Annotated in this window: 18 protein-coding genes; 12 read left to right on the forward strand and 6 right to left on the reverse strand. The window is 47.1% G+C overall.

The genetic code is table 11. The features are described from left to right. Together HMPREF1254_RS05795 and HMPREF1254_RS05800 are read left to right on the forward strand one after the other, a co-directional pair. Positions 1–768, forward strand: a 768-nt coding sequence (locus HMPREF1254_RS05795; protein WP_036880144.1) for a hypothetical protein, incomplete at its 5' end; no start/stop codon positions are given. Positions 769–868: 100 nt separating this feature from the next. Beyond that, the gene (locus HMPREF1254_RS05800; protein WP_023057741.1) at positions 869–2350 is read left to right on the forward strand and encodes an alkaline phosphatase family protein; all 1482 of its coding nucleotides are present in this window, start codon (positions 869–871) and stop codon (positions 2348–2350) included. Between the two features lie 419 nt (positions 2351–2769). Here HMPREF1254_RS05800 and HMPREF1254_RS05805 read toward each other — a convergent pair whose 3' ends face one another. Further along, on the reverse strand, positions 2770–5007 hold the full coding sequence (locus HMPREF1254_RS05805; protein WP_023057749.1) for an inorganic phosphate transporter: 2238 nt from the start codon (positions 5005–5007) through the stop codon (positions 2770–2772). Between the two features lie 212 nt (positions 5008–5219). Between HMPREF1254_RS05805 and epsC the strand changes: the two genes are divergently transcribed. The 8 genes from epsC to HMPREF1254_RS05845 all read left to right on the forward strand — a co-directional run bounded on the left by epsC (position 5220) and on the right by HMPREF1254_RS05845 (position 14179). Then, the gene (gene epsC / locus HMPREF1254_RS05810; protein ID WP_023057732.1) at positions 5220–6119 is read left to right on the forward strand and encodes a serine O-acetyltransferase EpsC; all 900 of its coding nucleotides are present in this window, start codon (positions 5220–5222) and stop codon (positions 6117–6119) included. A 44-nt stretch (positions 6120–6163) separates the two neighbouring features. Beyond that, complete coding sequence (locus HMPREF1254_RS05815; protein WP_023057742.1) at positions 6164–7645, forward strand: THUMP domain-containing class I SAM-dependent RNA methyltransferase; 1482 nt, start codon at positions 6164–6166, stop codon at positions 7643–7645. Further along, positions 7638–9800: a S9 family peptidase gene (locus HMPREF1254_RS05820; RefSeq protein ID WP_023057754.1), complete on the forward strand. Its 2163-nt coding sequence runs from the start codon at positions 7638–7640 to the stop codon at positions 9798–9800. Before HMPREF1254_RS05815 ends, HMPREF1254_RS05820 begins: the two co-directional genes overlap by 8 nt. 16 nt (positions 9801–9816) lie before the next feature. Continuing rightward, entirely contained in the window at positions 9817–11085 is a 1269-nt protein-coding gene (gene purD / locus HMPREF1254_RS05825; RefSeq protein ID WP_023057735.1) for a phosphoribosylamine--glycine ligase, read from the forward strand. A 113-nt stretch (positions 11086–11198) separates the two neighbouring features. Beyond that, entirely contained in the window at positions 11199–12125 is a 927-nt protein-coding gene (locus tag HMPREF1254_RS05830; protein WP_023057734.1) for a hypothetical protein, read from the forward strand. Continuing rightward, a complete protein-coding gene (locus tag HMPREF1254_RS05835; RefSeq protein ID WP_004350511.1) occupies positions 12113–12565 on the forward strand; it encodes a YqaA family protein in 453 nt (150 codons plus the stop codon). The genes HMPREF1254_RS05830 and HMPREF1254_RS05835 overlap by 13 nt, the downstream gene beginning before the upstream one ends. A 23-nt stretch (positions 12566–12588) precedes the next feature. Continuing rightward, complete coding sequence (locus HMPREF1254_RS05840; protein ID WP_036880149.1) at positions 12589–13416, forward strand: metal ABC transporter solute-binding protein, Zn/Mn family; 828 nt, start codon at positions 12589–12591, stop codon at positions 13414–13416. A gap of 4 nt (positions 13417–13420) precedes the next feature. Then, positions 13421–14179: a metal ABC transporter ATP-binding protein gene (locus tag HMPREF1254_RS05845; RefSeq protein WP_023057753.1), complete on the forward strand. Its 759-nt coding sequence runs from the start codon at positions 13421–13423 to the stop codon at positions 14177–14179. 526 nt (positions 14180–14705) lie between these two features. Here HMPREF1254_RS05845 and HMPREF1254_RS05850 read toward each other — a convergent pair. The 3 genes from HMPREF1254_RS05850 to HMPREF1254_RS05860 form a co-directional block, all read right to left on the reverse strand. Next, positions 14706–16733, reverse strand: a complete 2028-nt coding sequence (locus HMPREF1254_RS05850; protein WP_036880152.1) for a M13 family metallopeptidase — start codon at positions 16731–16733, stop codon at positions 14706–14708. A gap of 132 nt (positions 16734–16865) precedes the next feature. Next, on the reverse strand, positions 16866–18827 hold the full coding sequence (locus HMPREF1254_RS05855; RefSeq protein ID WP_023057731.1) for an ABC-F family ATP-binding cassette domain-containing protein: 1962 nt from the start codon (positions 18825–18827) through the stop codon (positions 16866–16868). Positions 18828–18897: 70 nt separating this feature from the next. Next, complete coding sequence (locus HMPREF1254_RS05860; RefSeq protein ID WP_023057755.1) at positions 18898–21402, reverse strand: YfhO family protein; 2505 nt, start codon at positions 21400–21402, stop codon at positions 18898–18900. A gap of 113 nt (positions 21403–21515) precedes the next feature. Between HMPREF1254_RS05860 and HMPREF1254_RS05865 the strand changes: the two genes are divergently transcribed. Continuing rightward, positions 21516–22202, forward strand: coding sequence for a 5'-methylthioadenosine/adenosylhomocysteine nucleosidase (locus tag HMPREF1254_RS05865; protein ID WP_023057745.1), 687 nt, complete (start codon positions 21516–21518; stop codon positions 22200–22202). A gap of 170 nt (positions 22203–22372) precedes the next feature. Further along, on the forward strand, positions 22373–22852 hold the full coding sequence (locus HMPREF1254_RS05870; RefSeq protein WP_023057736.1) for an S-ribosylhomocysteine lyase: 480 nt from the start codon (positions 22373–22375) through the stop codon (positions 22850–22852). 80 nt (positions 22853–22932) lie between these two features. On the opposite strand, the gene HMPREF1254_RS05875 is transcribed toward HMPREF1254_RS05870, so the two are convergent. Together HMPREF1254_RS05875 and HMPREF1254_RS05880 are read right to left on the reverse strand one after the other, a co-directional pair. Beyond that, positions 22933–25551 carry a C10 family peptidase gene (locus tag HMPREF1254_RS05875; protein ID WP_023057739.1) on the reverse strand — a complete coding sequence of 873 codons (2619 nt, stop codon included), beginning with the start codon at positions 25549–25551 and terminating at the stop codon, positions 22933–22935. Between the two features lie 17 nt (positions 25552–25568). Continuing rightward, positions 25569–26423, reverse strand: a complete 855-nt coding sequence (locus HMPREF1254_RS05880; RefSeq protein WP_231385817.1) for an urea transporter — start codon at positions 26421–26423, stop codon at positions 25569–25571. Between the last annotated feature and the right edge of the window lie 51 nt (positions 26424–26474).

Raw genomic sequence — 26474 nt, forward strand, 5'->3', positions numbered from 1 at the left:
GTTTTCTGTTCGTTACCGATCAAAGCAGCAAGTGATGACGACACCCCAAAACGATGGGGATTACAACTGGGAATGGGCAAGACTTCCGTAGGGGAAAATTCGCCAGAAAATCAACCCTTCTATGTTCCCAATGACAATGAAGGGAACCTATTTTCACTCAGCGGTGATTATTTTCTCACGCAAAGACTGGCTTTAACAGGAGGTGTGTACTTTGAACAAGCCGGACTTTTGACCGGCTTTTCCAGCGGAATTGGACTGAAAAAGATTAATACCATGGGCCTCACCGCTGGTGCTAAATATTATTTTTTTCCCAAGAAATGGGTCATCCAGCCGCACGTTGGCGCCTCCCTTCAAACCAATTTCCTCAACCTTAGTCGTTCACAAGGCAATGGCAATTATGCAGTTAGCGAAGGATACCCAGGCACAACCCTTTATATGGAGCACGATGTACAATGTCCTGCCTTGAGTATTATACCACAGTTGGGCGTTGACATTCACCTTTTCAGCACCGTTTCGCTCTGCCTCGACTGGGACTACCGCTTTGGTTTAGGGGGACACCAACGCGCAAAGATGCGATTTATCAACGGTCCTTTTACGGGACAGTCCAGCCTTTACGAGGCTGAAAAGTTCAAGACAGCCTTCAGTATCAGTGTCAAAATGGATTTCCCCACACAAAAAATCAGCCAACGCGCATACAACAATGCCCTGTGGCTGCTCAGGATTTGGATTGAAAGCAAAGAGCCCAACAGACGACTCAAGCATGACTAACCTTCGGCGACAAACCATCATTACTTTGTAATGCCATGTCCATGGCTTTGTAAAAAGAATATTGTAACTTTGCAGTATCACAGCAAAACAATAGAAAGAAATGAAAAAGTTTTTTACACTCTGCACGCTCTTGGTATGCTCATCACTCCTCGTGATGGCTCAACCCAAGAAACCAAAACTAGTAGTAGGCATCATCGTAGACCAAATGAGGTGGGACTATCTGCCTTATTATGAAAGCCGGTTTGGGCAAGATGGCTTCAACCGCCTAATGAATGGCGGCTTCAGTTTCGACAACCTCAACATCAACTACACCCCCACCGTTACCTGCGCAGGCCATACACACGTTTATACAGGCTCGGTGCCAGCCATCTCTGGCATTGCCGGTAACAACTTTTACATCAACGGCCAGCGCGTCTATTGTGCCGAAGACAACTCCGTTAACAGCGTAGGAAGCCAGTCGAAGGCAGGCAAGATGTCGCCCCGCAACCTCAAAGTGACGACCATGACCGACGCTTTACGATTGGCCAACGATTTCAGATCGCGCACCATTTCAATCTCCATCAAAGACCGTAGCGCCATCATGCCCGGTGGACATACGGCCAATGCGGCCTATTGGATGGATGTATCTGCCGGTTCTTTCATCACCAGCACTTACTACATGAACGAGCTTCCCGCATGGTTGAAGGCCTTCAATAAGAAGAATTACGACATCATCAAACGCGACGTGCGCACCGATCCAGAAGGAAATTCCATCTTGGTGCGTCTGGCCATGGAGGTTTTGGACAACGAAAAACTGGGGCAAGGTGATGAAACCGACTTCCTGGCCATGAGCTTTTCGTCGACCGACTATGTGGGTCACAAATACGGTGTGAGAAGTAAACAAACTGATGCGATATACCTCAACCTGGACAAGGAGTTGGGCAAACTGCTCAATAAGCTGGATGAAAAGGTGGGAAAAGGCAACTACCTGCTGTTCCTCACGGCCGATCACGGAGCTTCACATAACACAGATTACCTCCGCGCACACAAGATTCAGGCCGGAACATGGGATGCACGCGCAACCATGAAGGCTCTCAACGAACACCTCTCGTCCAAATTCGGGGTAGCCAAGCCATTGGTTAAAGACTATATCGAATACCGTATCTATCTTGACCATGAAACCATTGGCCAATCGGGTCTTGACATTAAAAAGGTGAAAGACGAGATTGCAGCATTCTTGAAGCAAGACACGAAGATTGAATTCGTGGTTGATTACGAAAATATGGAAAGTCTTCCCATGCCCATTCGCCTGAAAAACATGATGCGCAATGGGTATAACGCCCAGAGAAGTGGTGACATGGAGGTGGTACTTTCGCCCGCTCATTACGAGCATGCAGGCACGGCTCCTCACCAAGGAACCACGCACGGGGTATGGAATCCCTACGATTCGCACATCCCATTTGTACTTTACGGCTGGGGAATTCCACATGGCAGAAGCGGTTACGAAGCAACCATCAACGACATTGCACCCACCATTTGCAACCTTTTGAAGATACAAGTGCCGAACGGCAGCATTGGCAAACCGCTCCCATTCAAGGAATGATGAAACGGTTTGATTAGTCCCAAATCATAGGAAATCAACAGCTCGTCCCCTCGCCTATCATGGCTTTCAGCACATGAATGGCGAGGGGATTTTGTTTAGTGCTGACATCATTGAGTTTCTTGAACAACTGACAACGATTTTAGTGCAAAACATGCGGCTTCCAAACTCATTGACTTTGGTCTGCAAAGTCATACAGATTGGCCTGTAAAGTCAAAGACTTTGGGTTCTAAAGTCATAGAGATTGGAAACACAAAGCAAGATTAAGGAAAAAGGAAAATGCAAAGCGTGGTATTACCACTCAATGCACTTTCCTATTATTTCTTGTTAAATGATTGTTTACCAACGAATTCTACCCATCAAGTGTCCTTATTTATTGACTCGAGTAATTTCATCTGTTCCATTCGTTGTTGCAAAAGCCTTTACTCCTTAAACTTCTTGGCAGCCCTGAGCTGATGGCGCATACTGCTAATCAGTAGTTGGCTCTCTTGAAGCAGGTTGAGATAGACAAGGGACAATTGGAAGGTCTCGTTGTCCTGTGCCATCTGTATACGATCGATATGCTTCTTACGATATTCACTCAACTCTGTTTCAAACTGGTCAGCCTTATCCAACAACTCCCGATAGTTTTCAAACCTACCTGTGGCAATAAAGTTTTCGGTTTGGGTTAAAAAGTCGGTGATTTTCAAACGAATGGGTTGATATTCGTCAATGAGGCGCTGCGTGATAGGGGTAAAATTGTTGTCAACATGTTCTTTGATAGGCTCAAGCATACGACGCAATCCATAGATGTATTGCTGCGACGCATTCATACCCATGTGGAACCACGTATTGCGCTCAATGGCGAGGTCGGCAGGCGCCTTGCGAAGAGCCATCAGCTCTTGTCGACGGTATTTCGTGAGAGATGTTTTCTCATTGCGCAGCGCATTCAGGCTGTGCCTCAACACACTTGGCTTATCATTGATAAATCCGTCCAAGATAGCATTGTATTGTTCGTTGGCAAAACGTGTCATATAGCTCTGCGTACGACTGACATGTTTGCCCAACAAATCCCAAAGGATAACCGGATCTTGCGTGCGCATCATCAAGCGGTAGGTATCATCTTTGCCCGAACCGTCGTTCGACTTATCCTTCGACCCTCTAAATAAACAATAGATTACTAAGGCGATGAAGGCCGCTTGTGCTAAGATACCTCCATAAAACATCAGCAAAGCAACCACAGCGGTGCAAAGAAATGCTACGCCAGCCGTGATAAACCAACCACCAATGACGGATAACACGCCCGTTACACGGAACACGGCACTCTCGCGACTCCATGCCCGGTCGGCCAAGCTGGTACCCATGGCAACCATGAAGGTAACATAGGTGGTAGACAATGGCAACTTGTAGTTGGTACCAAAGGTGATCAGCATGGAAGCCAAAACCAAGTTAACCGCCGCCCGAACCACGTCGTATGCAGCTCCTTCATCTAAAGATACGGCTCGCTGATCAAAACGGCGATTAACCCAATCGAGGGATCGATTTGGAATGATTTTGGTGATATACGAGTTGGTATTCTGTGTGAAACGCACGATACTGCGTGCTGCACCACTCGATCCAAACATCTCGTCGCCCTCGTCTTGTCGCGCCAAATCAACCGAAGTCTTAATCACGCGGTGAGCTTTCTTAGATGTAGCCATGGCTATAATCATGATAACGCCTGCCAACATTAAATAAAGTGGAGGGGTTTTGGCACTCTCAACCAAACTGGTCATCAAGAAAGAAGTGGGTGCAGTGCCGTTACCCTGCGCCAAATAAGTTTGATACGAATCAAGGCCTGCAAGCGGAACGCCGATAAAGTTAACCAAGTCGTTGCCAGCAAATGCCATCGCCAAGGCAAATGTTCCCATCAACACAACGAACTTGAAGATGTTCACTCCCATGAGATGCATAATCTGCATGAGGATGGCCGAGCCGATAAAGGTATAAACAAGCAACATGCCTACATGGTCATTGATGTATTGCCGTGTGGCTTCGGATATATAAGGAGACTTCCCTAAACCCTTCATAAAGATGAAGTAAGCCAAAGCGGTGAATGCGATGCCACCAAAAACGGCAATGGCATAACGCATGTTTTTCTTGTAATTGAAAGTAAAAATGATACGCGTTAGATACTGCACGACAACGCCAAAGACGAAAGCGATGGCGACACTCACAAAGATGGCAATAATTACTTTTAAGGCCTGTTCTGTGTTGAGCAAGTCACTGAATCCGAGAGAGGAGTCGGCTATCATCTTGATAATGGCCAACATGAAGGTGGCACCCAACAGCTCGAAGACCATGGATACCGTAGTGGAGGTAGGCATTCCCAAGCGATTGAAGATATCCAAGACAATGACGTCTGTTACCATAACTGCCAAGAAAATAATCATGACCTCATGGAAACTAAACTGGGCTGGATTCATGATGCCATGCCGAGCCACATCCATCATGCCAGATGACATGACCGCGCCTAATACTACACCAAAGGAAGCAATGATAAGGATGGTGCGAAACTTGGCCACCTTGGCTCCCACTGCCGATTGTAAGAAGTTGACAGCATCATTAGAGACACCTACAAATAAGTCAAAAACTGCCAAAGAAAGCAGAAAAATGACGATGCACAAATAAATTGTTAACATTGATATGGTTTAATAATGAATAATCAAAGTACAGTCTGGCATAGCGCCTACTGATTTTGTGAGCAAAAATAGCGGAGTTATATTACAAGTCTTTTAAACACACGTTACAATCGTATTACAATCGAAAATAATTAAATTTATGCATCGCTACTAATTGTTTTCAATTTAAAAATCGTACCTTTGTACCTTAAATATTGAGACATTACATAGAGATGAGTAAAGATAATTTGACTCATGCGTTGACAAGCACGGTTGAACAGCTATCCCAACCAGAATCACTCAACAACTTGTGCCATCGGCAGCGTGATGGATACCCTCTCCCATCTGGTAAAACACTGCAAGAAATCATAGACTTGTCAAGAGCCATTCTTTTTCCTGGATATTATGGAAAAGCATCGGTGAACATTCAAACAATACAATATTATATAGGTGTAAACGTAGAGCGATTTCAACGCTTGATGGAAGATCAAATATTAGCTGGACTCCGTTTCTGTGAAGACTGCGAGACTACGTTGAGCGAGTTGGAAGCAGACGAACAGAAAAAGATGGCCAGGGATTTGTCGTTCAAGTTGGTCAAGAAACTACCTGAAATACGTGAAAAACTCTCAACAGATGTCATCGCAGCTTACAATGGCGACCCTGCGTCTGAAAGCCGGGCTGAGATTATAGCGTGCTACCCTATCATCAAAACATTGGCAAACTATCGCATCGCACACGAACTCTATCTACTCAATGTTCCTCTGATACCCAGAATGATGACAGAAATGGCTCACTCGGAAACTGGAATCGACATTCATCCGGGCGCACACATAGGCCGATACTTCACCATTGACCATGGTACAGGTGTCGTTATTGGTGCTACATGCACGATTGGCGACAACGTGAAAATATACCAAGGGGTAACCTTGGGGGCTAAAAGCTTTCCGTTAGACGAACATGGGAACCCTGTCAAGGGCATTCCACGTCATCCCATCATTGAAGACAACGTCATCATTTATGCCAATGCCACCATCTTAGGCAGAGTTACCATCGGTAAGGGAAGCGTCATTGGCGCCAATGTTTGGGTGACAGAAGACTTGGCTCCCGACACAAAGAAATACAACAAGAATTAAGTTTTCATTATTTTAATACAACCATTATTTATCAATTCAATCAAATGGAATTTGAACTCATCGCCAAAACTTTCATGGGCTTGGAACCCGTTTTGGCACAAGAGCTAACCCAACTGGGTGCAAACAATGTACAAATAGGACGCAGAATGGTGTCGTTTTCGGGCAATCAAGAGATGATGTACCGCGCCAATTTCCAACTCCATACGGCCATTCGTATTCTAAAACCCATCAAGCACTTCAAGGCTCGCTCTGCTGAAGATGTGTATGATGAAATCAAAACGGTGGACTGGAGCCAGTACATAGAAAAAGGAAAGACATTCTCTGTCGACTCGGTGGTTTATTCTGAAGAGTTCAGAAATTCCAGATTCGTGACCTACAAGGTGAAGGATGCCATCGTAGACCAATTCAGAGAAAAGACGGGAACACGCCCGAACATCTCGGTGAGCAATCCTGACATCCGCCTACACATACACATTGCCGACGAAGATGCAACGCTTTGTTTGGATTCCAGTGGAGAGTCGCTGCACCGAAGAGGCTATCGGCAGGAATCTGTAGAAGCTCCTTTGAACGAGGTGTTGGCTGCTGGAATGATTTTGATGACAGGCTGGAAAGGCGAAACCGACTTCATTGACCCGATGTGTGGCAGTGGTACGTTGTTGATAGAAGCGGCACTGATTGCCCGAAACATGAGTCCTGGCATCTTTAGAAAGGAGTTTGCATTTGAGAAATGGCCCGACTTTGACCAGGAGTTGTTCGACCGTATCTATAATGACGAGTCGCAAGAGAGCGAGTTTACACACCATATTTATGGCTACGACATCGACATGAAAGCGGTGAACACGGCTCGACTGAATGTTAAAGCAGCGGGACTAACCAAAGATATCACGATAGAACAGGCTGATTTCAAGAACTTTAAGAAGCCTCAAGAACCCAGTATTCTCATTACTAATCCGCCATACGGCGAGCGTATCTCCACGCCTAACTTGCTCGGAACCTACAAGATGATTGGCGAACGACTGAAACATGAGTTCATGGGCAATGATGCTTGGATATTGAGTTATCGTGAAGAATGTTTCGAACAGATTGGTTTGAAACCGTCTATCAAGATACCAGTGTACAACGGAAGCCTTGAATGTGAGTTTAGAAAGTATGCTATCTTCGACGGAAAGATGAAGGAATTTCGTGCCGAAGGAGGCATTATCAAGACTGAAGAGGAAAAGAAAGAGATGGCTGAAAAGCATCGCTTTAAGAAAAATCGTGAGTTCAAAAAACGCTTAGAAGAAAACGAAGAGAACGAAATTGCGGATATCCGCTCGTTCAAATTTCATTCTTTAGAACGAGTACAGGAAAGAGATGAGCGAAAAAGAGGCGGGAACCGTCGCAACGACCGCTCGTATGATAGTAACGATATGCCAGACTACAAAGGCAAGAAACGTTTTGACAAAGACGGACGTGGACGGTCATTTGGTAAACGAGGTGGTAAAGAGCGTGGAAGAAAGAATTATCAAATAGACGATTATGAATAAAACTTGGTTCAGTTTTCTTACCCTCATTGCCCTATTCGTAGGTGGACAAAAGGTTATGGGACAGAAACTATTCACGCTCGAAGAGTTAAACTTTGGAGGGAAAAACTATCGAAAGTTCGTCCCAGAAAATCGCTACACTACATGGTGGGGCGATGAGCTGATTCGCACAGACGCCAAACAATGCAGCGTTATCGACAAGAAAACGGGCAAAGAGAGCATCCTATTCACGCTGGATGAAATAAACAAATACGCGGTAAGCGACTGCTCCAGCCAGGTTAAAAACCTGTTTGGTGCCTCGTTTCCCTACCCTGACAAGTCGTTGGTATTGTTGCGGAATGGGGCAACCATGAGCCTGTACAACTGGAAAACGAAAAAGACAGCATGGTGCATGAGCACTGCTGACGAGGGTGATGTGGCCGAATGGAATGCCATATCCAAGGCTATTTCTTATATAGAACCTAAAAGTCAGCAACTCCATCTACGCACTTTTGATGGCAACGACATCCAGTTGACAACTGATGGAAGTAGGGAAATCGTGTATGGTCAAAGCGTACATCGTGACGAGTTTGGCATACATAAAGGTATGTTTTGGGCACCCAATGGACAGAAATTGGCATTCTATCGCATGGATCAGAGCATGGTGGCTGACTATCCGCAGGTAAACATCTTCAGTAGAATAGCCAAATGCGAGCCCGACAAATATCCTATGGCAGGCGAAACAAGTCATAAGGTAACGGTGATGGTGTATGACTTAACCACGAAAAAGACGGTTACTTTGCAAGCTGGTGACCCCACTGACCGATATTTTACTAACATTGCATGGAGTCCAGACAGCAAGACTATCTATATGTTTGAGCTGAATAGGGACCAAAATGACTGTCGGTTGGTGAGCTACGATGCGCAAACAGGCAAAAAGATCGCTGAACTTTACCGAGAGACGCACGATAAATATGTAGAGCCACAGCACCCCATTGCATTCTTGCCTTGGAACAACAACCTCTTCATCATGCAAAGCCAACGTAACGGTTACAATCATTTGTACCTCTACCAAGCAAACGGCAAGTTGGTAAAACAGCTTACCAAAGGCAAATGGGTGGTGTTAGACGTGATAGGATTCAATACAAAAGACAAGTCGATTGTCTATACCTCTACCGAAAAGCATGCGTTGCAAACCAACACATACACCGTGAATGTCAAGACTGGAAAGCGCAGATTATTGGACAACGGGCGTGGCTATCACAGTCCGTCATTATCTCCTTCTGGAGCATTTATCGTAGATAAGTACAGCGAACCCACCGTTCCACGCAACATCGAGATTATCAATACGGCCAACGGAGAGCGCACCCAGTACTTTGAAGCGGCTGACCCCTGGAAAGGATATCAAGTACCAAGCTTTACATGTGGCACTCTCAAAGCTGCTGACGGCACGACCGACTTGTACTATCGCATGGTGAAACCTGCCAATTTTGATGAAAACAAGAAATATCCTTTAGTGCTTTATGTGTACGGAGGACCCCATGCACACAACGTAGATGCACGTTGGCATTACGCTTCTCGCAGTTGGGAAACCTACATGGCACAGAAGGGATACATCCTCTTCATACTCGATAACAGAGGAAGTGAGCGGCGAGGAAGGGATTTTGAACAAGCAACATTCCGCCAATTAGGTCAGATAGAGATGCAAGACCAAATGAAGGGCATTGAATATGTGAAGACTTTACCATACGTCGATGCCAACAGAATAGGCGTGCATGGTTGGAGTTTCGGCGGTTTTATGACCATTTCGCTGATGACAAATTATCCCGAAACCTTCAAAGTGGGTGTCGCTGGCGGTCCTGTTATTGATTGGAAATGGTATGAAGTGATGTATGGAGAGCGCTATATGGATACACCACAAGCCAATCCAGAGGGCTACAGCAAGACTTCCTTGATACCACAAGCCAAGAATTTGAAAGGAAAATTACAAATTATTCAAGGCACTAACGACAAAACGGTAGTGCCGCAACACTGCTTGTCGTTCATTGCTGAGTGTATCAAGCAAGGCACTCAACCCGATTTCTTCGTCTATCCGGGTGAACCACACAATATGAGAGGACATCAAAGTGTTCACCTCCACGAACGCATCACACAGTACTTTGAAGATTATCTGAAATAAAAAAGGAAACATACGCATGAAGATATTATTATTAGGCAGTGGCGGAAGAGAACACGCCTTGGGCTGGAAAATAGCACAAAGCAAACGAGTAACCCAACTATTCATCGCCCCCGGCAATGCTGGAACAAGTGAAGTAGGCACCAACGTCGACATTCAGGTGAACGATTTCGATGCTATCAAAGATTTTATATGCGACCAAAAGATTGATATGGTTGTCGTTGGACCCGAAGATCCACTTGTGAATGGCATCTACGATGCGTTGAAAAATGACTCTCGAACTAAAGACACCGTGGTCATAGGTCCATCGAAAGAAGGGGCAAAACTGGAAGGTAGCAAGGATTTTGCCAAGGCTTTCATGCAACGCCATCATATTCCAACCGCTCGATACCACACCTTTACGGGTGAGACTTTAGATGAAGGACTTCGTTTCTTGGAGACTTTAGAGGCTCCATACGTGTTGAAAGCCGACGGACTATGTGCTGGTAAGGGCGTTTTAATACTCCCTACGTTGGCAGAAGCACAGCGAGAACTAAAGGAAATGTTAGGGGGTATGTTTGGAAAAGCGTCGGCACGAGTCGTCATAGAGGAATATCTAAGTGGAATAGAATGTTCTGTTTTCGTCTTAACCGATGGCAAACATTATCAAATTTTGCCAGAAGCGAAGGATTATAAACGTATTGGTGAAGGCGATACAGGACTGAATACAGGTGGCATGGGCAGCGTTTCACCCGTCCCATTTGCAGATAATGACTGGATGAAGAAGGTGGAGGAACGAATCATTCAGCCAACGATAAAGGGACTATCTGAAGAAGGAATCGACTACAAAGGTTTTATCTTCTTTGGCTTAATCAATGTGAAAGGCGAACCCATGGTGATAGAATACAACTGTAGAATGGGCGATCCAGAAACCGAAAGCGTGATGCTACGACTGAAGAGTGATATCGTTGACTTGTTCGAGGGAGTGGCTCAAGGCGATTTAGATCAGCGACAAGTGGCGTTCGACCCTCGTTCCGTGGTGTGTGTCATGCTCGTCAGCGGCGGTTATCCGCAAGCCTATACCAAGGGATATCCTATCGCTGGACTCGAAACGGTAAAGGACAGCATTGTCTTTCACAGCGGAACGGCGGTGAAAGATGGGCGGGTTGTCACTGCCGGCGGCAGGGTTTTGGCCGTTTGTTCGTATGGAAAAGATAAAGACGAGGCACTGAATAAGAGTTTCGCAGCTGCAAAAAAGATTGATTTTCAAGACGTGTATTTCCGAAAAGACATCGGCAAAGACCTATAAATGCCTACGCTCGTACATACGAAGACCAGCTGGTCAGTCCAACAAGCACGAACAGCTGTCGTCACCGATGCTTTAACTTGAGAATGCACTTACAGTGTCGTTTGGTTTGATTCATGACGCATAGATTACAAAACAGAATAGCAGGAAGTCGTTATGCTCTGCCCATCACCATGGTATATGCAATAGGCATTTGGTTCATGGGCGGTTTGCTTCAACAGCAGTTGTGGCCTCAGTTCATACTGATGCTCATGACTACTTTGACCATGGTCGAACTGAACAACCAGCACACTTTGATACGAACCTACAGTCGCATGCTGTCTTGTTCGTATCTTGTGCTCTCTGTCGCTGCCCTACCCCTATTCGTTCACCTGGAAGCCTGCATCGTTCAACTTTGTTTTGCCCTCACCTATTTGTTCATGTTCCGCGCCTATCAAGACAAATCGGCCATCAGCAGCGTGTTTAATGCGTTCTTCTTCATCGGCGTGGCCAGCATTTGGTTTGTCCAAATACTATTCCTTCTCCCCATTTGGTGGATTATCTTGCGGTTTTACGTCATGGGCATGGGCTGGCGAACCTTCTGGGCTTCGCTGCTGGCTGTCATCACTCCCTATTGGTTTGTAGGAGGCTATTACGTCTATCTACACGATGCTGACACGCTCATCCATCACTTTTCCAGCATCACCGACATTGCACCTCTCTTCGATTTCCAAAGCATTTCCCTACTGAACCTGCTGACGCTCTGCTTTATCTGTGCATTGGGCATTATCGGCATGCTGCATTTTCTCCTCAACAGTTCAAAGGATAAGATTCGCATTCGCTTGTTTTTCTCATCCTTCATTTTGATGATGGCAGCCACCATCGTGTTCATCATCCTGCAACCTACGCACCTACCCAACCTCTTACCTGCACTCATTGTCAGCGTTTCACCACTTATCGGCCACTACATCACGTTCACCGGCTCGCGCCTGTCGGGCATTACTTGTCTCACGCTGTTTATCATCACGCTGACCATCACGGGTTATCAACTATGGATACATTGATAGATCTCTTGATACAATACGGCTATGTGGGCATGTTCTTGGCCTCACTTTTAGCTGGATCGGTCTTTCCTTTCAGCAGCGAAGCCGTCATGGCGGGTCTGTTGGCAGCCGGTCTTAACCCCTGGCCCTTGGTTGTGTACGGCACCATTGGAAACGTCATTGGCTCGTTGTTCAATTATTTCATCGGCACATTGGGGCGGTTAGACTGGATAGAGAAATACCTACATGTCAAACCCGACAAGCTGGACCGCGCACAACGACTGATGGCCCGTTACGGCGCCTGGATAGGTTTCTTCGCTTTTCTGCCCATCATCGGCAGCGCCATAGCCATCGTCTTAGGACTGGTGAGAGCCAACATCTGGGTCACCCTCGTCTCTTTCACCTTGGGAAAAATATTCAGATACCTACTTATCATTTATGGCATGAATCTCATTTTATAAGCATTACATACATGACACGCTCAATGAAAAAATACCTTCTGTTACTCACGGTCACGCTCTTTCTCGCATCTTGCACCACCAACCCGCAAGACACGAGGCGAAAAATCACGGTGACCATAGAGCCACTGCGCTATTTCACCGAACAAATTGCTGGTGACAAGTTTGTTGTAAACACCATGGTTCCCCAGGGAGGAAACCCCGAAACCTACGAACCAACCACTCAACAGATGGTGAAGTTGGCCGAGAGCGACCTGTACATCAAGGTGGGAAACATTGGCTTTGAGCGCACATGGATGAAAAAACTGAGCCAAAACGCACCGCATACCATCATCATCGATTCGTCTGAAGGCATTGATTTGGCCCACTCTTCACACGGCGTTACTGATCCACATACCTGGATGAGCACCAACAACGCAAAGCAAATCGCACGAAATATCTACCAAGCGTTGGTCAGCATTAATGAACGAGATAGTGCCTCGTACAGGAGAAATTACGAAGCCTTGATAGACACCATTGAGGCTACCGACATGCGACTGCGCGAACAGCTCACGCGTGACAAGTCGCAAGCTTTCCTCATTGACCACCCTGCCCTCACCTACTTTGCTCGCGACTACGAGCTTTTGCAGATTCCTGTGGAGGAAGAAGGGCGCGAACCCAGTGCCGCCCAACTGAAAAAGACCATCCAACTGGCCAAGGACAAGAAGGTGAAAGTGATGTTTGTGCAGAAGCAGTTTGAAACCAGAAGCACGAAGATTGTCAGCCAAGAGGTGGGTGCAGAAACGATAGCCATCAACCCCTTGAGCCACAATTGGAGCGAAGAAATGGTGAGTATTGCCAAAAAACTAAAATAACCGCATGACACCCATCATCCAATTAGAAAACATCAGCGCGGCATACGGACCGAAAACAGTTCTGCAAGACGTGAACCTCACCGTGTACGATCACGACTTTCTGGGTATCATCGGACCAAACGGTGGTGGAAAAACTACCCTTGTACAACTCATCATCGGTCTGAAAAAGCCGAGCGAGGGACAAATCAAGTTCTACCGAAACGGAACACTTGCAGACCACATCAGCATGGGTTATCTCCCACAATACAACGACATCGACAAGAAATTCCCCATCTCGGTGCAAGAAGTAGTGCTGTCGGGACTGAGTGGACAAAAGAAATTATTCTCCCCATTCACGTCCAAGCACCACCACATGGTGGACGAAACGCTTGCCAGGATGCAGCTCACCGAACTGCGCCGACGTGCCATCGGCACCCTGAGTGGCGGCCAGTTGCAGCGCGTGTTGCTGGCTCGCGCCATCGTTGCACGACCAGAAGTGCTGATTTTGGATGAACCCAACACCTACATTGACAGGCAATTCCAAGAACAAATGTACCAAATGCTCAACGACATCAACCGCGATTGCGCCATCATCATCGTAAGTCACGACATTGGCCCTATCCTGCAAAACGTGAAAGCCGTGGCCTGTGTCAACCACAACGTACACTACCACCCCGACACGGAGCTGTCGATGGTTGAGCTGGAGCAACACCTCGGCTGCCCTATCGACTTGTTGGGGCATGGACGCATGCCTCACCGCGTGCTGAAAGCACACACGGATTGAACTTGAATGTTCACTACTTCAGTTGCTTTCAGCCATCGCACACCCACTTAATCATTCTATACACAACTGGGCAAACGCTCTAAAAATAACAGGGCGAATGGCGAATGCACCCCTGTGCATCACCATCCTTTCCGCAAAAAAAAACCACCTTTTCATAAACCTCTCATTGACAGTGTTTTATAAGAGAGATTTACCGCATTTTCAAAGTCATGGAGTTTGGGCTTCAAAGTCATAGAGTTTGGCCTCAAATCTGTATGGGTTTGCATTCCAAAGTCAATGAGTTTGACGAACACGGACAATGCTATCGATAAATATTTTTATTATTAGCTGATATTCAATGATTTACAAAGAAATAACAGATAGCCGTTTCCGTGCATTTCATACCCTTGCAATACTCTTGGCATCAGGTTTCTTACAAATCTCAAGCGTTCAAGAACATCGTGAACGACAATCAAGAAAAAATCCACTCACTTGAGAAGTTGATGCTCAAATGAGTGGATATGATGATTTCAATAATCTGGAAGAATTACCACAAATCCAAGCGGTTTTTCTTCGGAATGAAGAGCTTGTCGCCTTCTTTCACGTTGAACGCCTCGTACCAAGCGTCAACGTGAGGAAGCGCACCATTGACGCGCCACTTGCCCAACGCATGTGGATCACGCTTCACACGGTTGCGAATTTCCTGCTCGGTGATGTTCTGTCCCCACACGCCTGCATAGGCCAGGAAGAAACGTTGATCGGGGGTAAATCCGTCTTTGGTCTTCAAAGGCTTCTTCGCCGTGGCGTTCTTATAAGCCAGGAAACTAACCTGCAATCCGCCATGGTCGGCCAAATTTTCACCCAACGTGAAGCGTCCGTTAGCTTTGAGGTCGGGCAAAACATTGATATTGGAGAAGAAATCGGCATACATGTCGGCTCTCTTGTTAAACCCTTTCGCATCGTTGGCAGTCCACCAATCGTTCATGTTGCCATTGGCATCGTACTGACGACCTTGGTCATCGAATCCGTGTGTCATCTCATGACCAATCACCACGCCTATGGCACCATAGTTGAAGGCCTCGTCGGCCTTAGGGTCGAAGAACGGATATTGCAGGATTCCCGCTGGGAAACAAATCTCGTTGGTGGTGGGATTGTAGTAGGCGTTCACGGTTTGCGGCGTCATGAACCACTCATCACGGTCGACTGGCTTACCTGCACGCTCGGCAATATGATTTTCGTGTGCGAACTGGCGGCATGCCATAACGTTCTCATAGAACGACTTAGCGGGGTCGATGTTCAACTTAGAATAGTCGCGCCACTTGTTAGGATAGCCAATCTTTACATAGAATTTATCCAACTTCTTATGTGCTTCGGCCTTGGTTGTATCGCTCATCCATGTTTGTGCATCAATACGTTGGCCCAATGCAATTTGCAGATTGCGCACCAAGTTCTCCATCTTCTTTTTAGAACTCTCAGGGAAGTAACGGGCTACGTACATCTTGCCGAGCGCCTCGCCCATCTGTGCCTCAACCTGATTGGTGGCACGTTTCCACAGCGGATAATCCTCCTTGCGGCCACTCATGGTCTTACCGAAGAAGTTGAAGTTGGCCTCACGGATTGCATCGGTGAGATAGCTTGATGACGACATGATGACGTCCCACTCCATCAGCGCGCGCAAATCGTCGGCAGTGGCAGCAGCAGACAGCTTGTCATATCCTTCCAGGAATGACGGTTGGCCGACAACCATCGTCTGAATGTACTCACTCTTCACGCCCTCTGCATTAGCCATGCCTTCGAGGTTGATGTTGGGATAATTGGACTTGAACTCTTTCAAGGTCATCTTGTTGTAGTTGGCTTGTGGGTCACGAAGCTCCGTCATGCTCTTTGAAATCAAGGCGAGTGCGGTCTCTGTTTTGAAAATGACATCCGCCTTTGCCTGTGCCTGAGCCTCATCGAATCCATAGAGGTTGAACATGCGCGCGATATGCTTCTTATATTCGTCGCGAATGGCTACGGTGGCCGCATCGTTGTTGAGGTAATAGTCTTTCTGTCCCAACGTTAATCCACCCTGACTGACGTTCAGAATGTTCATCGTCACATTCTTTTCGTCAGCAGCGAAGTAAGTACCGCAAGCGACACCATATCCCTGAGCGGCATACTTCAATTGCAGTTGCTCCAGGTCTTTCTTCGTTTTGGCGGCTTCCATCTCATCCAACAAGGGTTTCACCGGTTTGATGCCCTCCTTGTTACGACGGTCGGCATCCATGGCGAGCTTGTAGAAGTCGGACAGCTTTTGCTCCATCGTACCTTTCTTATACGTCTTCTTCTGCAATTCACCCAAGATGGTGTTAATTCGCTTGTTGTTGTCTTCGGCCAACTGGTCGAAGCTGCCAAAGCGCGAATAAGCCGCTGGCAGCGGATGTTTCTTCTGCCATCCGCCCGTGGCAAACTGGTAAAAATCATCGGCTGGGCGAACAGACTTGTCAAAATTAGCCTCGACAAGCCCCGATTTTGATTGTGCCATCCCCATCGTGGGTGCCACCATCAACATCATGATTGGAAATAAATGTTTCATAAATTTTAATGTATTTTAGTTTACGAGTTTTTTAGTTTACGAGTTTTTTAGTTTACGAGTTTACAAGTTGATAGTTAACAAGTTGATAGTTCAAAGTTCAAACCTCAAAGTTCAATGTTCAAAGTTCAATGTTCAAAGTTTCTCCATTTTCTCATTAAGCTCCATCCATCGTTCGTTTTCCGCATCCAATGCTCGTTGAATAGACGTGTATTCAGTGACCAACTCCATGTTAGACGCATTTTCTGGTTGTGAGAGAATGGTGTTTAGTTCGGTGATACGCTTTTCCATAGCAGCGATTTTAGCTTCACTCTCCTCGATGCTCCGTTTTAGTTTGCGTACTTTCTTTTGCTGTTCCTTGCGCTGGAGATATTCTTCAGCCCCACTCTTTTCTGTTTTTGAAGCAGCTTGCAATGGTTGTGATGCACCCGACTGTGTGTTTGTGTGCAAAAGAGAATCGATGCTATGGTTGTCAGCGTCATCATCCAACGACTGCGCATGACTGCGGATGAAGTAGTAGATGCCACCTAAGTGTTCTTTCACCTGGCCACCACCGAACTCGTAAACCTTGCTTACCAGGCCGCCGAGGAAGTCGCGGTCGTGGCTCACCAGTATCACCGTACCATCGAAAGCCCGTATGGCCTCTTTCAAAACATCTTTTGATGGCATGTCCAAATGGTTGGTAGGCTCGTCAAGAATGAGCAGGTTGACGGGTTGCAAAAGCAAGCGAATCATCGCCAACCGACTGCGTTCGCCACCCGATAGCACCTTAACCTTCTTCTCAGACGTTTCGCCACCGAACATAAACGCACCCAACAGGTCGTTGATTTTCAGTCGCATGTCACCCGTTGCCACACGGTCAATCGTTTCGTAAATCGTCAGTTCCTCATCCAGCAACTGTGCTTGGTTCTGTGCGAAATAGCCTATCTGCACGTTATGCCCTACCTTCAGTGTGCCGGTATACGGAATCTCACCCATGATACATTTAACCAAGGTAGATTTACCTTCGCCATTTTTTCCAACAAAGGCAACCTTTTCCCCACGTTTAAGGGTGAAAGTAACATCTTTGAACACCGTATGAGAGCCATAATCTTTGCGAAGTTCATCACAAATAATAGGGTAATCGCCACTTCGAAGGCATGGGGGAAACTTCAAGTGCATGCGTTTGTTATCCACCTCATCAACCTCAATGGGTTCTATCTTTTCCAGTTGACGGATGCGCTGTTGCACCTGAATGGCCTTGGTTGCTTGATAACGGAAACGCTCAATGAAGGCTTTTGTGTCGGCTATTTCTTTTTGTTGGTTTTCATAGGCGCGCAGTTGCTGCTCTCGTCGTTCAGCTCGCAACACGACATATTGATCGTATTTAACTTTATAGTCTTCGATGTGGCCACAAGTAATCTCTATCGTACGGTTGGTTACATTATTGATAAAAGCACGGTCGTGACTGACCAGTACCACTGCTTTGGCAGATTGAGCGAGAAATTGTTCCAGCCATTGTATCGACTCGATGTCGAGATGGTTGGTGGGTTCGTCCAGCAACAGCACGTCAGGGCGACGCAACAAAATCTTCGCCAGTTCGATTCGCATGCGCCAACCACCTGAGAACTCGGACGTAGGACGGTCAAAATCGGCCTGAGTGAAGCCCAGTCCGGTAAGTGTCCGCTCCATTTCGGCCTCATAGTTCTCACCGCCCATCATCAAATAGCGATCATGTTCCTGCGTAAACCTCTCGACCAGTTCCATGTACGACGCACTCTCATAGTCGGTACGGTTACTCAATTCGTTCTGCATGCGTTCAAGGTGTTCCTTCATGCGCATGCTGTCAGAAAAAGTCTTTCGTGTTTCTTCCTTGACAGTTGTGTCGTCGGCTATCTTCATCACCTGCGGAAGATAACCAATGGTGGTGTCATTAGGAACCGAAACGACACCCGAGGTAGGTTTCTGTTGACCATTGAGAATCTTGAGTAAGGTAGATTTACCAGCTCCGTTCTTGCCCACCAATGCAATTCTATCACGCTCATTGATGACAAAACTCACGTCGCGGAACAAGGGTTTTACACCAAATTCTACCTTCAAACCTTCTACTGATACCATGAATATCTCATTAAATTTAGTCGCAAAGTTATATAATCATCCCTCAACGCTATACTTCTTAACAGCCCAATCACGCTTGCTTTGCTTCCTTCTGTTTACGCTTACGAAACTCGTTGAAGCATACCAAGATAATCAGTACCACCAGCAAAGCAAAGGAAATATACGCGATGGTCTCCGTACGATTGACCGATTTAGGGAAGAAACTCAATACCACCGTGTGTTTACCGGGTTTCACCTGGATGGCACGAAGTATGTAATTAACCCGACCAACCGGCACTTCCTCGCCATCAACCGTGGCCGTCCATTCCGGATAATAAATCTCAGAGAACACCACCACGCCACCTTTGCTCGACTCTACCTGATAGGTCAGTTGGTTGGGTTCATACTTCTGTAGCGTTACTACCGACGAATGGTCTTGCGCAACGGCCTCGCCAAGCTCTTGTTTGAACTTCTTATCAGCCACGGCCTCAGTACGAAGATTCATCTTTCCGATGCGTTCTATTTCCTGATTGGCATTATCCACATACGTCAATTTATCAACAAACCACGCATTGCCAAAGGCGTATGGATTTTTGAGCGGAACGGTTTGTCCACCTTGCAATGGCATGATGAAAAACTTGGTGTTGAGCATATTCAGCACAGGCGAAATACTATCACCATTCAATTGCGTCATGTCGCCCTGCGCTTCCATAATCTTTTTCATCAGGTTCTGCATTTCAGGTGCGATATAAGCCTCTATCATTTCCTGATAACGGCGCAACTTGGCAGGATGATAGCCACCAATGCTCTTGTGGAAATAACTGGTTTCGTTCTCGTTGAACGTATTCGTTGAGAGATTCAACACACGATAGTCAAGTTCCTTGGTCTGCAGAATTTGCTTGTCGGCGGGTGTCATTTCGATGGGATTTTCACGCACACTTTTCTCAACAAACATGCTGTCGTACAAATAACGCTTGTTGACAGCCCACATATCTACCAAGCACAACAGGGTAAGCCCGCCGATGAGCCATGCCGTGTGTATTTTCCTTGCCTTGTAAAGCAGCAAAAACAAGGTACCAATGAGGATGATTACAAACGAACGCCAGCAGTCTGTTGTGAAGATAGCTTGTCGCATGGCACGAAGATTTGTCAGCAGCGCACCCTGATATTCGGAAGGAATATTCTTCATAGCCTCCATCTCTGCAGTGGAAACATAGTCGGAGAAGAACACTGTTGGCATCAGCGCGAACAGCAAACAGAACCCAGCCGTGAGACCAAAGCTGACATATACATATTTCAAACGTTTGTTCAATAGTTCGGGTTCGTCGATGATTTTCTTCAATGCCATCACGGCCAACAGCGGAATGGTAAACTCTGCAATGACCAAAATCGACGCCACGGTACGGAATTTGGCGTACATGGGCACGTAATCGATGAAGAAATTGGTAAGCGGCATAAAGTTTTTACCCCACGACAGCATGACAGACAGGATGGTAGCTGCCAACAAAGCCCACTTCATAGGCCCTTTCACGATGAACAATCCCAAGATGAAGAGCATCATGACGAATGCGCCAACATACACAGGACCGCTGGTTCCGGGTTGTTCACCCCAGTATTGACCTATCTGTTGATAGATTTCCATGAACTGTGGATCAGCCTTTTTCATGGCAGTTTCGTTCATTGAGAGCGGAACAGACGCTCCTCCTTTGGCATTAGGAATGAGCAACGTCCATGTTTCACCAATGCCATAACTCCACTGGGTGATGTAGTCGCGCTCCAAGCCGCTATTGGTTTGGTTGGCCGAGTTGGGCTTCACCAGTTCGCTCTTGCCACGCATCGACTCTTGACTGTATTCCCATGTATGATACAGATTGCTCAGGTTGATGCAGATACCGATGGCAGCGGCGGCGATACACACGGCTGTTGCCTTACCAAACCGTGCCAACTGATTGTCTTTCACGGCCTGAACCAAGAAGGCGATAACCATGAAGAAGATGATGAACAAATAATAATAGGTCATCTGAACGTGGTTGGCCTTCACTTCAAAGGCGGTGAACAAGGCCGTCAGGATTAATCCCCAGAGATATTTTCCCCTATAACTAAGCACAATGCCAGCAATCATAGGCGGCAGATAGGCCAAAGCCATCACTTTCCAAATGTGTCCGGCAGCAATGATGATGAAGAAGTAACTGGAGAAAGCCCAGATGACAGAACCCAAAACAGCCAGTTCCTTGCGGAAATCAAAAGCCCTCAGCAAGATGTAGAAGCCCAACAAATAGGCAAACACATACCACACATTTTCGGGCAGCCACAAGTGGTAAGCGTTCATCACCTTGCTCAGTATGTCAGTACTGTTGTACGATGGAGCCGTTTGATAGGTGGGCATACCCCCGAACACCGAATTGGTCCATCGGGTTCGTTCACCCGTTCGTTGATAATATTCTGTTTGTTCATGCCCAAGACCCTTTCCTGCCGAAGCATCATGCTGGAACAGAATGCGCCCTTCCAGACTGGCTGGGACGAAATAAGCGAATGAAATCAAGACGAACAAGACAACGGCGGCGACATCCAACCCATATTTCTTCAAAGCTTCCATGAATAGCTGTTTTATGTTAAGATTTAAGCGCAAAGATAGCAAAACTTTACCGTTTACACCTGTCTGTGCAACCATTTTTTGCTACCTTTGCAGCTAAATAGCAAACAACAATCATGAAAATAGGTATCATTGTGGCCATGGAGAAAGAGTTCACGCAACTCAAATCCTTGCTCGAAGATATGCAGACACAACAACATCGGCATCTGTCTGTCATCACGGGACGCATTGGACAACACGAAATCGTGATGCAACAATGTGGCATTGGAAAGGTAAATGCTGCCATTGGTGCGGTGGAATTGATAAATTATCATCATCCCGACTTGATGATTTCATCTGGATGTGCGGGTGGTGCAGATGTGTCTTTAAGTCCTACCGACGTGGTTGTAAGCACACAATGTTGTTACCACGACGCTTATTGTGGCAAAGAGTTCAAAGCAGGTCAAATCATGGGAATGCCCTCAAGTTACGCCTCTCCAGCCGAATTAGTTCGTAAGGCGTGCGCCATCGACTGCGGAACTAACATTCGTAGCGGTCTTATTGTGAGTGGCGATTGGTTTGTTGACAGCAAAGAGAAGATGCAACAAATACTTTCCTCTTTTCCCACAGCCATGGCTGTTGACATGGAGAGTTGTGCCATTGCCCAAACCTGTTACCTTTATCACACGCCGTTCATCTCCTTCCGCGTAATCAGTGATGTGCCTTTAAAGGATACAAACGCGGCACAGTATTATGATTTTTGGGAGCGATTGGCCAACAATTCGTTCCATGTCACCAAAGAGTTTATACAGATAGTGGAATAGTTGACAAGTTTACGAGTTGACAAGTTCACAAGTTGATAGCTTTCTCTGTTGACGCATTAACTATAAAACCCACAAGCAAAGAAAAGCCATCAACTCGTAAACTTGTCAACTAAAACCTCGTCAACTAACAACTCATCAACTAAAAAACTAAAAAACTCACAAACTAAAAAATGAACAAGATTCCCTCATTCACCATCAACCACAACAAACTGTTGCGTGGTATTTATGTAAGCAGGCAAGACGTTGTCGGTTCTGAAGTCATCACCACTTTCGACATTCGCATGAAAGAGCCCAACCGTGAACCCGTGTTACACATTGGTGCCTTGCACACCATCGAGCATTTAGCCGCCACCTATCTGCGCAATGATGCCCAGTGGAAAGACAAAATCGTTTACTGGGGACCCATGGGATGCCTCACTGGCAACTACCTTATTATACATGGCGACCTGAAAAGCAGCGACATTGTCGACTTGATGATACGCACCTTCAACTTCATTGCCAACTATGAGGGTGAGATTCCCGGCGCACAACCCAAGGATTGTGGCAACTACCTGTTGCACGACTTACCCATGGCAAAACTTGAATCACGCAAATTCCTTGAAGAGGTACTGCTAAAGATTGAAGACAAAAACCTGGTTTATCCAGAATAAGCCGAGGCTTGACATTGACTACAGCAACAATACGACAATATTTTTCACGTATTGTTGCTGAATATCTTATTCCCAAAGTTTTATCTTAACTTCTTCGTTAAGGTGCTGCCATGAAGGGTTTTCACCCGCACAACAACCACTTGCGCAGAAGGAACGTGCAACCTCACCGTATGTTGACCGTGGGCATCAAAGGCGGCAATCAGGGTTCCGTTAAGTGCGAACACCTGCACATGCGCCAAATCCTCGCCCTGCACGTCAATCCAGTTGTTACCTCTCATCATGCGTAGCGAGCTTTGTGTTGTGTCTATATGTGTGGTCTCGTCAGGATAATTATTGTAAATACTGTTCACGAACGACACTTCAAAGGGAGGGCAGTGCTCGTTCCACAAATCACACTCCATGCCGTCTACCACGCCCATTAACGCCAATCGGTATGTACGGTTGTTGATGACGGGCAAGCTGTCCTTGTTTCTCAACCATCCTGTAACAAATATTTCATCATCCCCTCCACCCGACAAGTTATATTGCTTTTGAGCACTGCTGCCCAAAGAAATGCGTCGCTGGGTTTGCGTATCAATCAGGCAAAGCGTCAATTTGCCGTTGTAGGTGGCTTGAGGTGCAAGCGTCATCACCACTCCTATCTTGAGTAATGGATTACCACTGAGGTCAACGTTCATGGGAGATATGGAAGATCCACTGTTGTCTTGCACCATACCCAAAAGTTGTGCGAAAAGCTTGTCGCTGGGCTTAGCGGCATTTACCTGCAACGTAGACGGCTCGTTGCCATGCACCATACCCACCGTGGCAATGTTGTCGGCATCATATTGTTTGACGACCTCTACCTTCAGTTTGTATTCCTTTGGCTGCAGATTATCGGGCAAGTGCATGTCCACCCTCACCTCTGTCTCGGCAAACATCTCAAAATCCACTGCCTCTGCGGTTTGTCCTGTAGCCACCACATGATTGTCATCATCCACGAGCGACACCCTCACCGTACCATCGAAAGGCGTACCCGTGAGCTTGCGTATCGTCAGGCACAGCGTGACTTTGTTTCCGGCAGTACATGGTTTGAGCGTATAGGGATGGGATGTCAATGCGAAAGGAGCCTTGTCATCGGGTTTCTCAAATAGGCGCACGTCGTTGCCTTGCACCTGAAAGGCTATGCGTGGTGCCGTTTTCATCTTGCACCATGCCCCGTAGATGTCCTTATCCTTGAGGCTGGCACACACAGCCTGCAAGTAGTAGCGTCCATCGGCAAGGTCTTCAAGATTCACCGTAAACGTGCAAGCATCATCAATCAACTGTCCCGATTGCAGCACGCCACCGTTATGCTTGCCGCGCTCTGCAGTGTATCCACCGTTGTCGTGCCATGCCGATGGCACCACTTTTACTTGCTTGCCCTGCTCGTTGTACACGCCCAAGCCAATATCTCCGGCAAACGTTCCGTCGGCTTGGTTCTTAAAGTGGTGATAACTAACCGTCATGGGTTGCTGTTTGTTGGTGGGCATGCCGCCAACTACGCTCATATTGCCCTCCGAGTTGAAACACAAGTTGGGTGCATCATCAGCAAGTTCGGCAGCAATGGGTGCGCTTCCCGGTTTGTTAGGATGCACCAAAACTATCTGCACCTGCTTGTTGAAGGAGAGAGGCTTACGGCCAAACTCCTGTCCTGTGGTGGAAAGGTTGAGTGCTGTAACGGAGAAGTAGCCGTCGCCACCGCCTCCCCAACCAAAGTTCATGTGAAAGAGGTTGTCCTTATCTACACCGTCTACCACCCATGCGTGTCCGCTACCGCCCGACTTCACGCTACCGCTGATGTACACAGGGAAGCCGTTTTCTATCTCCTTGCGCAATATTTGAGTGAAAGCAGCTGCGCCCTCATCAGACTTGTTGAGCATGGAGGTGGAATAATTGAAGTACGTTTTCAGTGCCTTGGCAGCCATGAAGGTTTGTGCACCGCTGGATGAAGAGGTGTACTGCATGTTCACCGACACGCCCACATCACGCATGAGCAGCCCCACAGCGTCGCAAGCCTCCGCATCGGCAAGTGCCATGCGTGTGTTGTATTTGGGTAACATCTTGTCCCATTGGTATACCGACTCACTGAAGTCCACACTCATCGTGCGGTTGTCAGAGCGCACTACATACGAGTAGCTGCCCTTTCCCCGCTCTGGCCAGCGATGATAATACATGATTTGCGCCACCGCCGTAGCCACGCATCCTGTGTAGTTGTACCCCGTAAGACGACTGTAAGGGTCGTCTTGATTCCATGCCGTTGTAAGCAACGGAGCCACCTCCTTTCGGTTAGGGGGCGTAGTGGTAACGGTAGCTCTTGTGCTGGGTTGCCTTTGTATTTGGTGAAAGGCGTCACGATAAGCACTCAGCAGGAATTTAAGCTCCTCGCTTGCACGCAACGTGTCGAGCGTTCCTGTGTGCGAGTAGCCTAACACTTGTCCCATGGCATCATCGCCTGCCACCACAACGAAGCCCCGTCCGTGGCGATCGTTATAAATGTAATAAGGTGGTGTACCATGCGACGCCCTCGTAGCATGGCGTTCCGAAAGGCTCACATTGACATATTTGCGGGCAATATTTATCGACTTGTCCACTGTTACTATCTTGCCCAAGGTGGGAATGCTCACCGTCATGGTAAGCACAATGCCCCATAAGGTGGGGCTTAACCATCTTTTAATTTTCATTTTCATTTTTTATAATCTTATTTGATTTTAACTACAAAAGTATGATACAAAGCCACTAACCACACCGACAACACGAAAGGTGCGGTGAGCGTGACAAGCCCCATGTGCAAACCTGCATACTGCATTAGCAACGATAGTATCAGGGCTATCAATGCCTTGACGTAAGTACATGAGCCAATGCCAAGAATATTGGCAACTGCCAAAACAGCAAGTATGGCATTGTAGCCATACATACCGTTGTTCACCGGGGTGGTACTGACACCCGGCACACACACCACGGCGAGACACAGTGCACAGGCTACAAGCGACTCCATGCCCATCTTGCGCGAATTGACACAAATGGCAAGGAAAAACAACAAGCCAGTGAGCAGGTTGTTGCCCTGAAGCATGATTTGTCCAAAGCTCAGTGAGGCGGCCCGAACCAACGAGAAACTTTCCGCAGTATCGACAGCTGTCGTTGCTGGCAGCTGCAACTGGGGAAAAACGTGACCCAACAGCAGCATTGCCCAGGTGATGAGTACAAAGGGTGCGGTGAGCGCAGGGACATAGCGTTGCCGCTCGAACAGTCGCGTCACCAGCGCAGATAGCACACATGCCACTACCATGAGCAGAACCGAACCTGCATGAATGGGCATAAAGCAGGGTACGGCGATACCCACCAGCGCAGCATTAAAACCATACAAGCCGTCGCGGATGCGCCCCGCGTCATATCGAAGGGCAACAGCCGTACATGTACCAATGGCACTTCCAGCCAAGGCAAACAAGCACATGAGGAGGGAGTTGCAAGCAATACCTGCAAGCATCAGTGCGCCCGACAGCGCATTGTCCTGAAACATCACTTGGCCCACACCACGAAGTGTACTTTTTATCATCTGCATTGAGTTGTCACTTAAGAACTGTTTTTGTTCGTTTCAGCGCACAAA

The sequence above is a fragment of the Prevotella sp. BV3P1 genome (assembly GCF_000479005.1).
Classification (GTDB): Bacteria; Bacteroidota; Bacteroidia; order Bacteroidales; family Bacteroidaceae; genus Prevotella.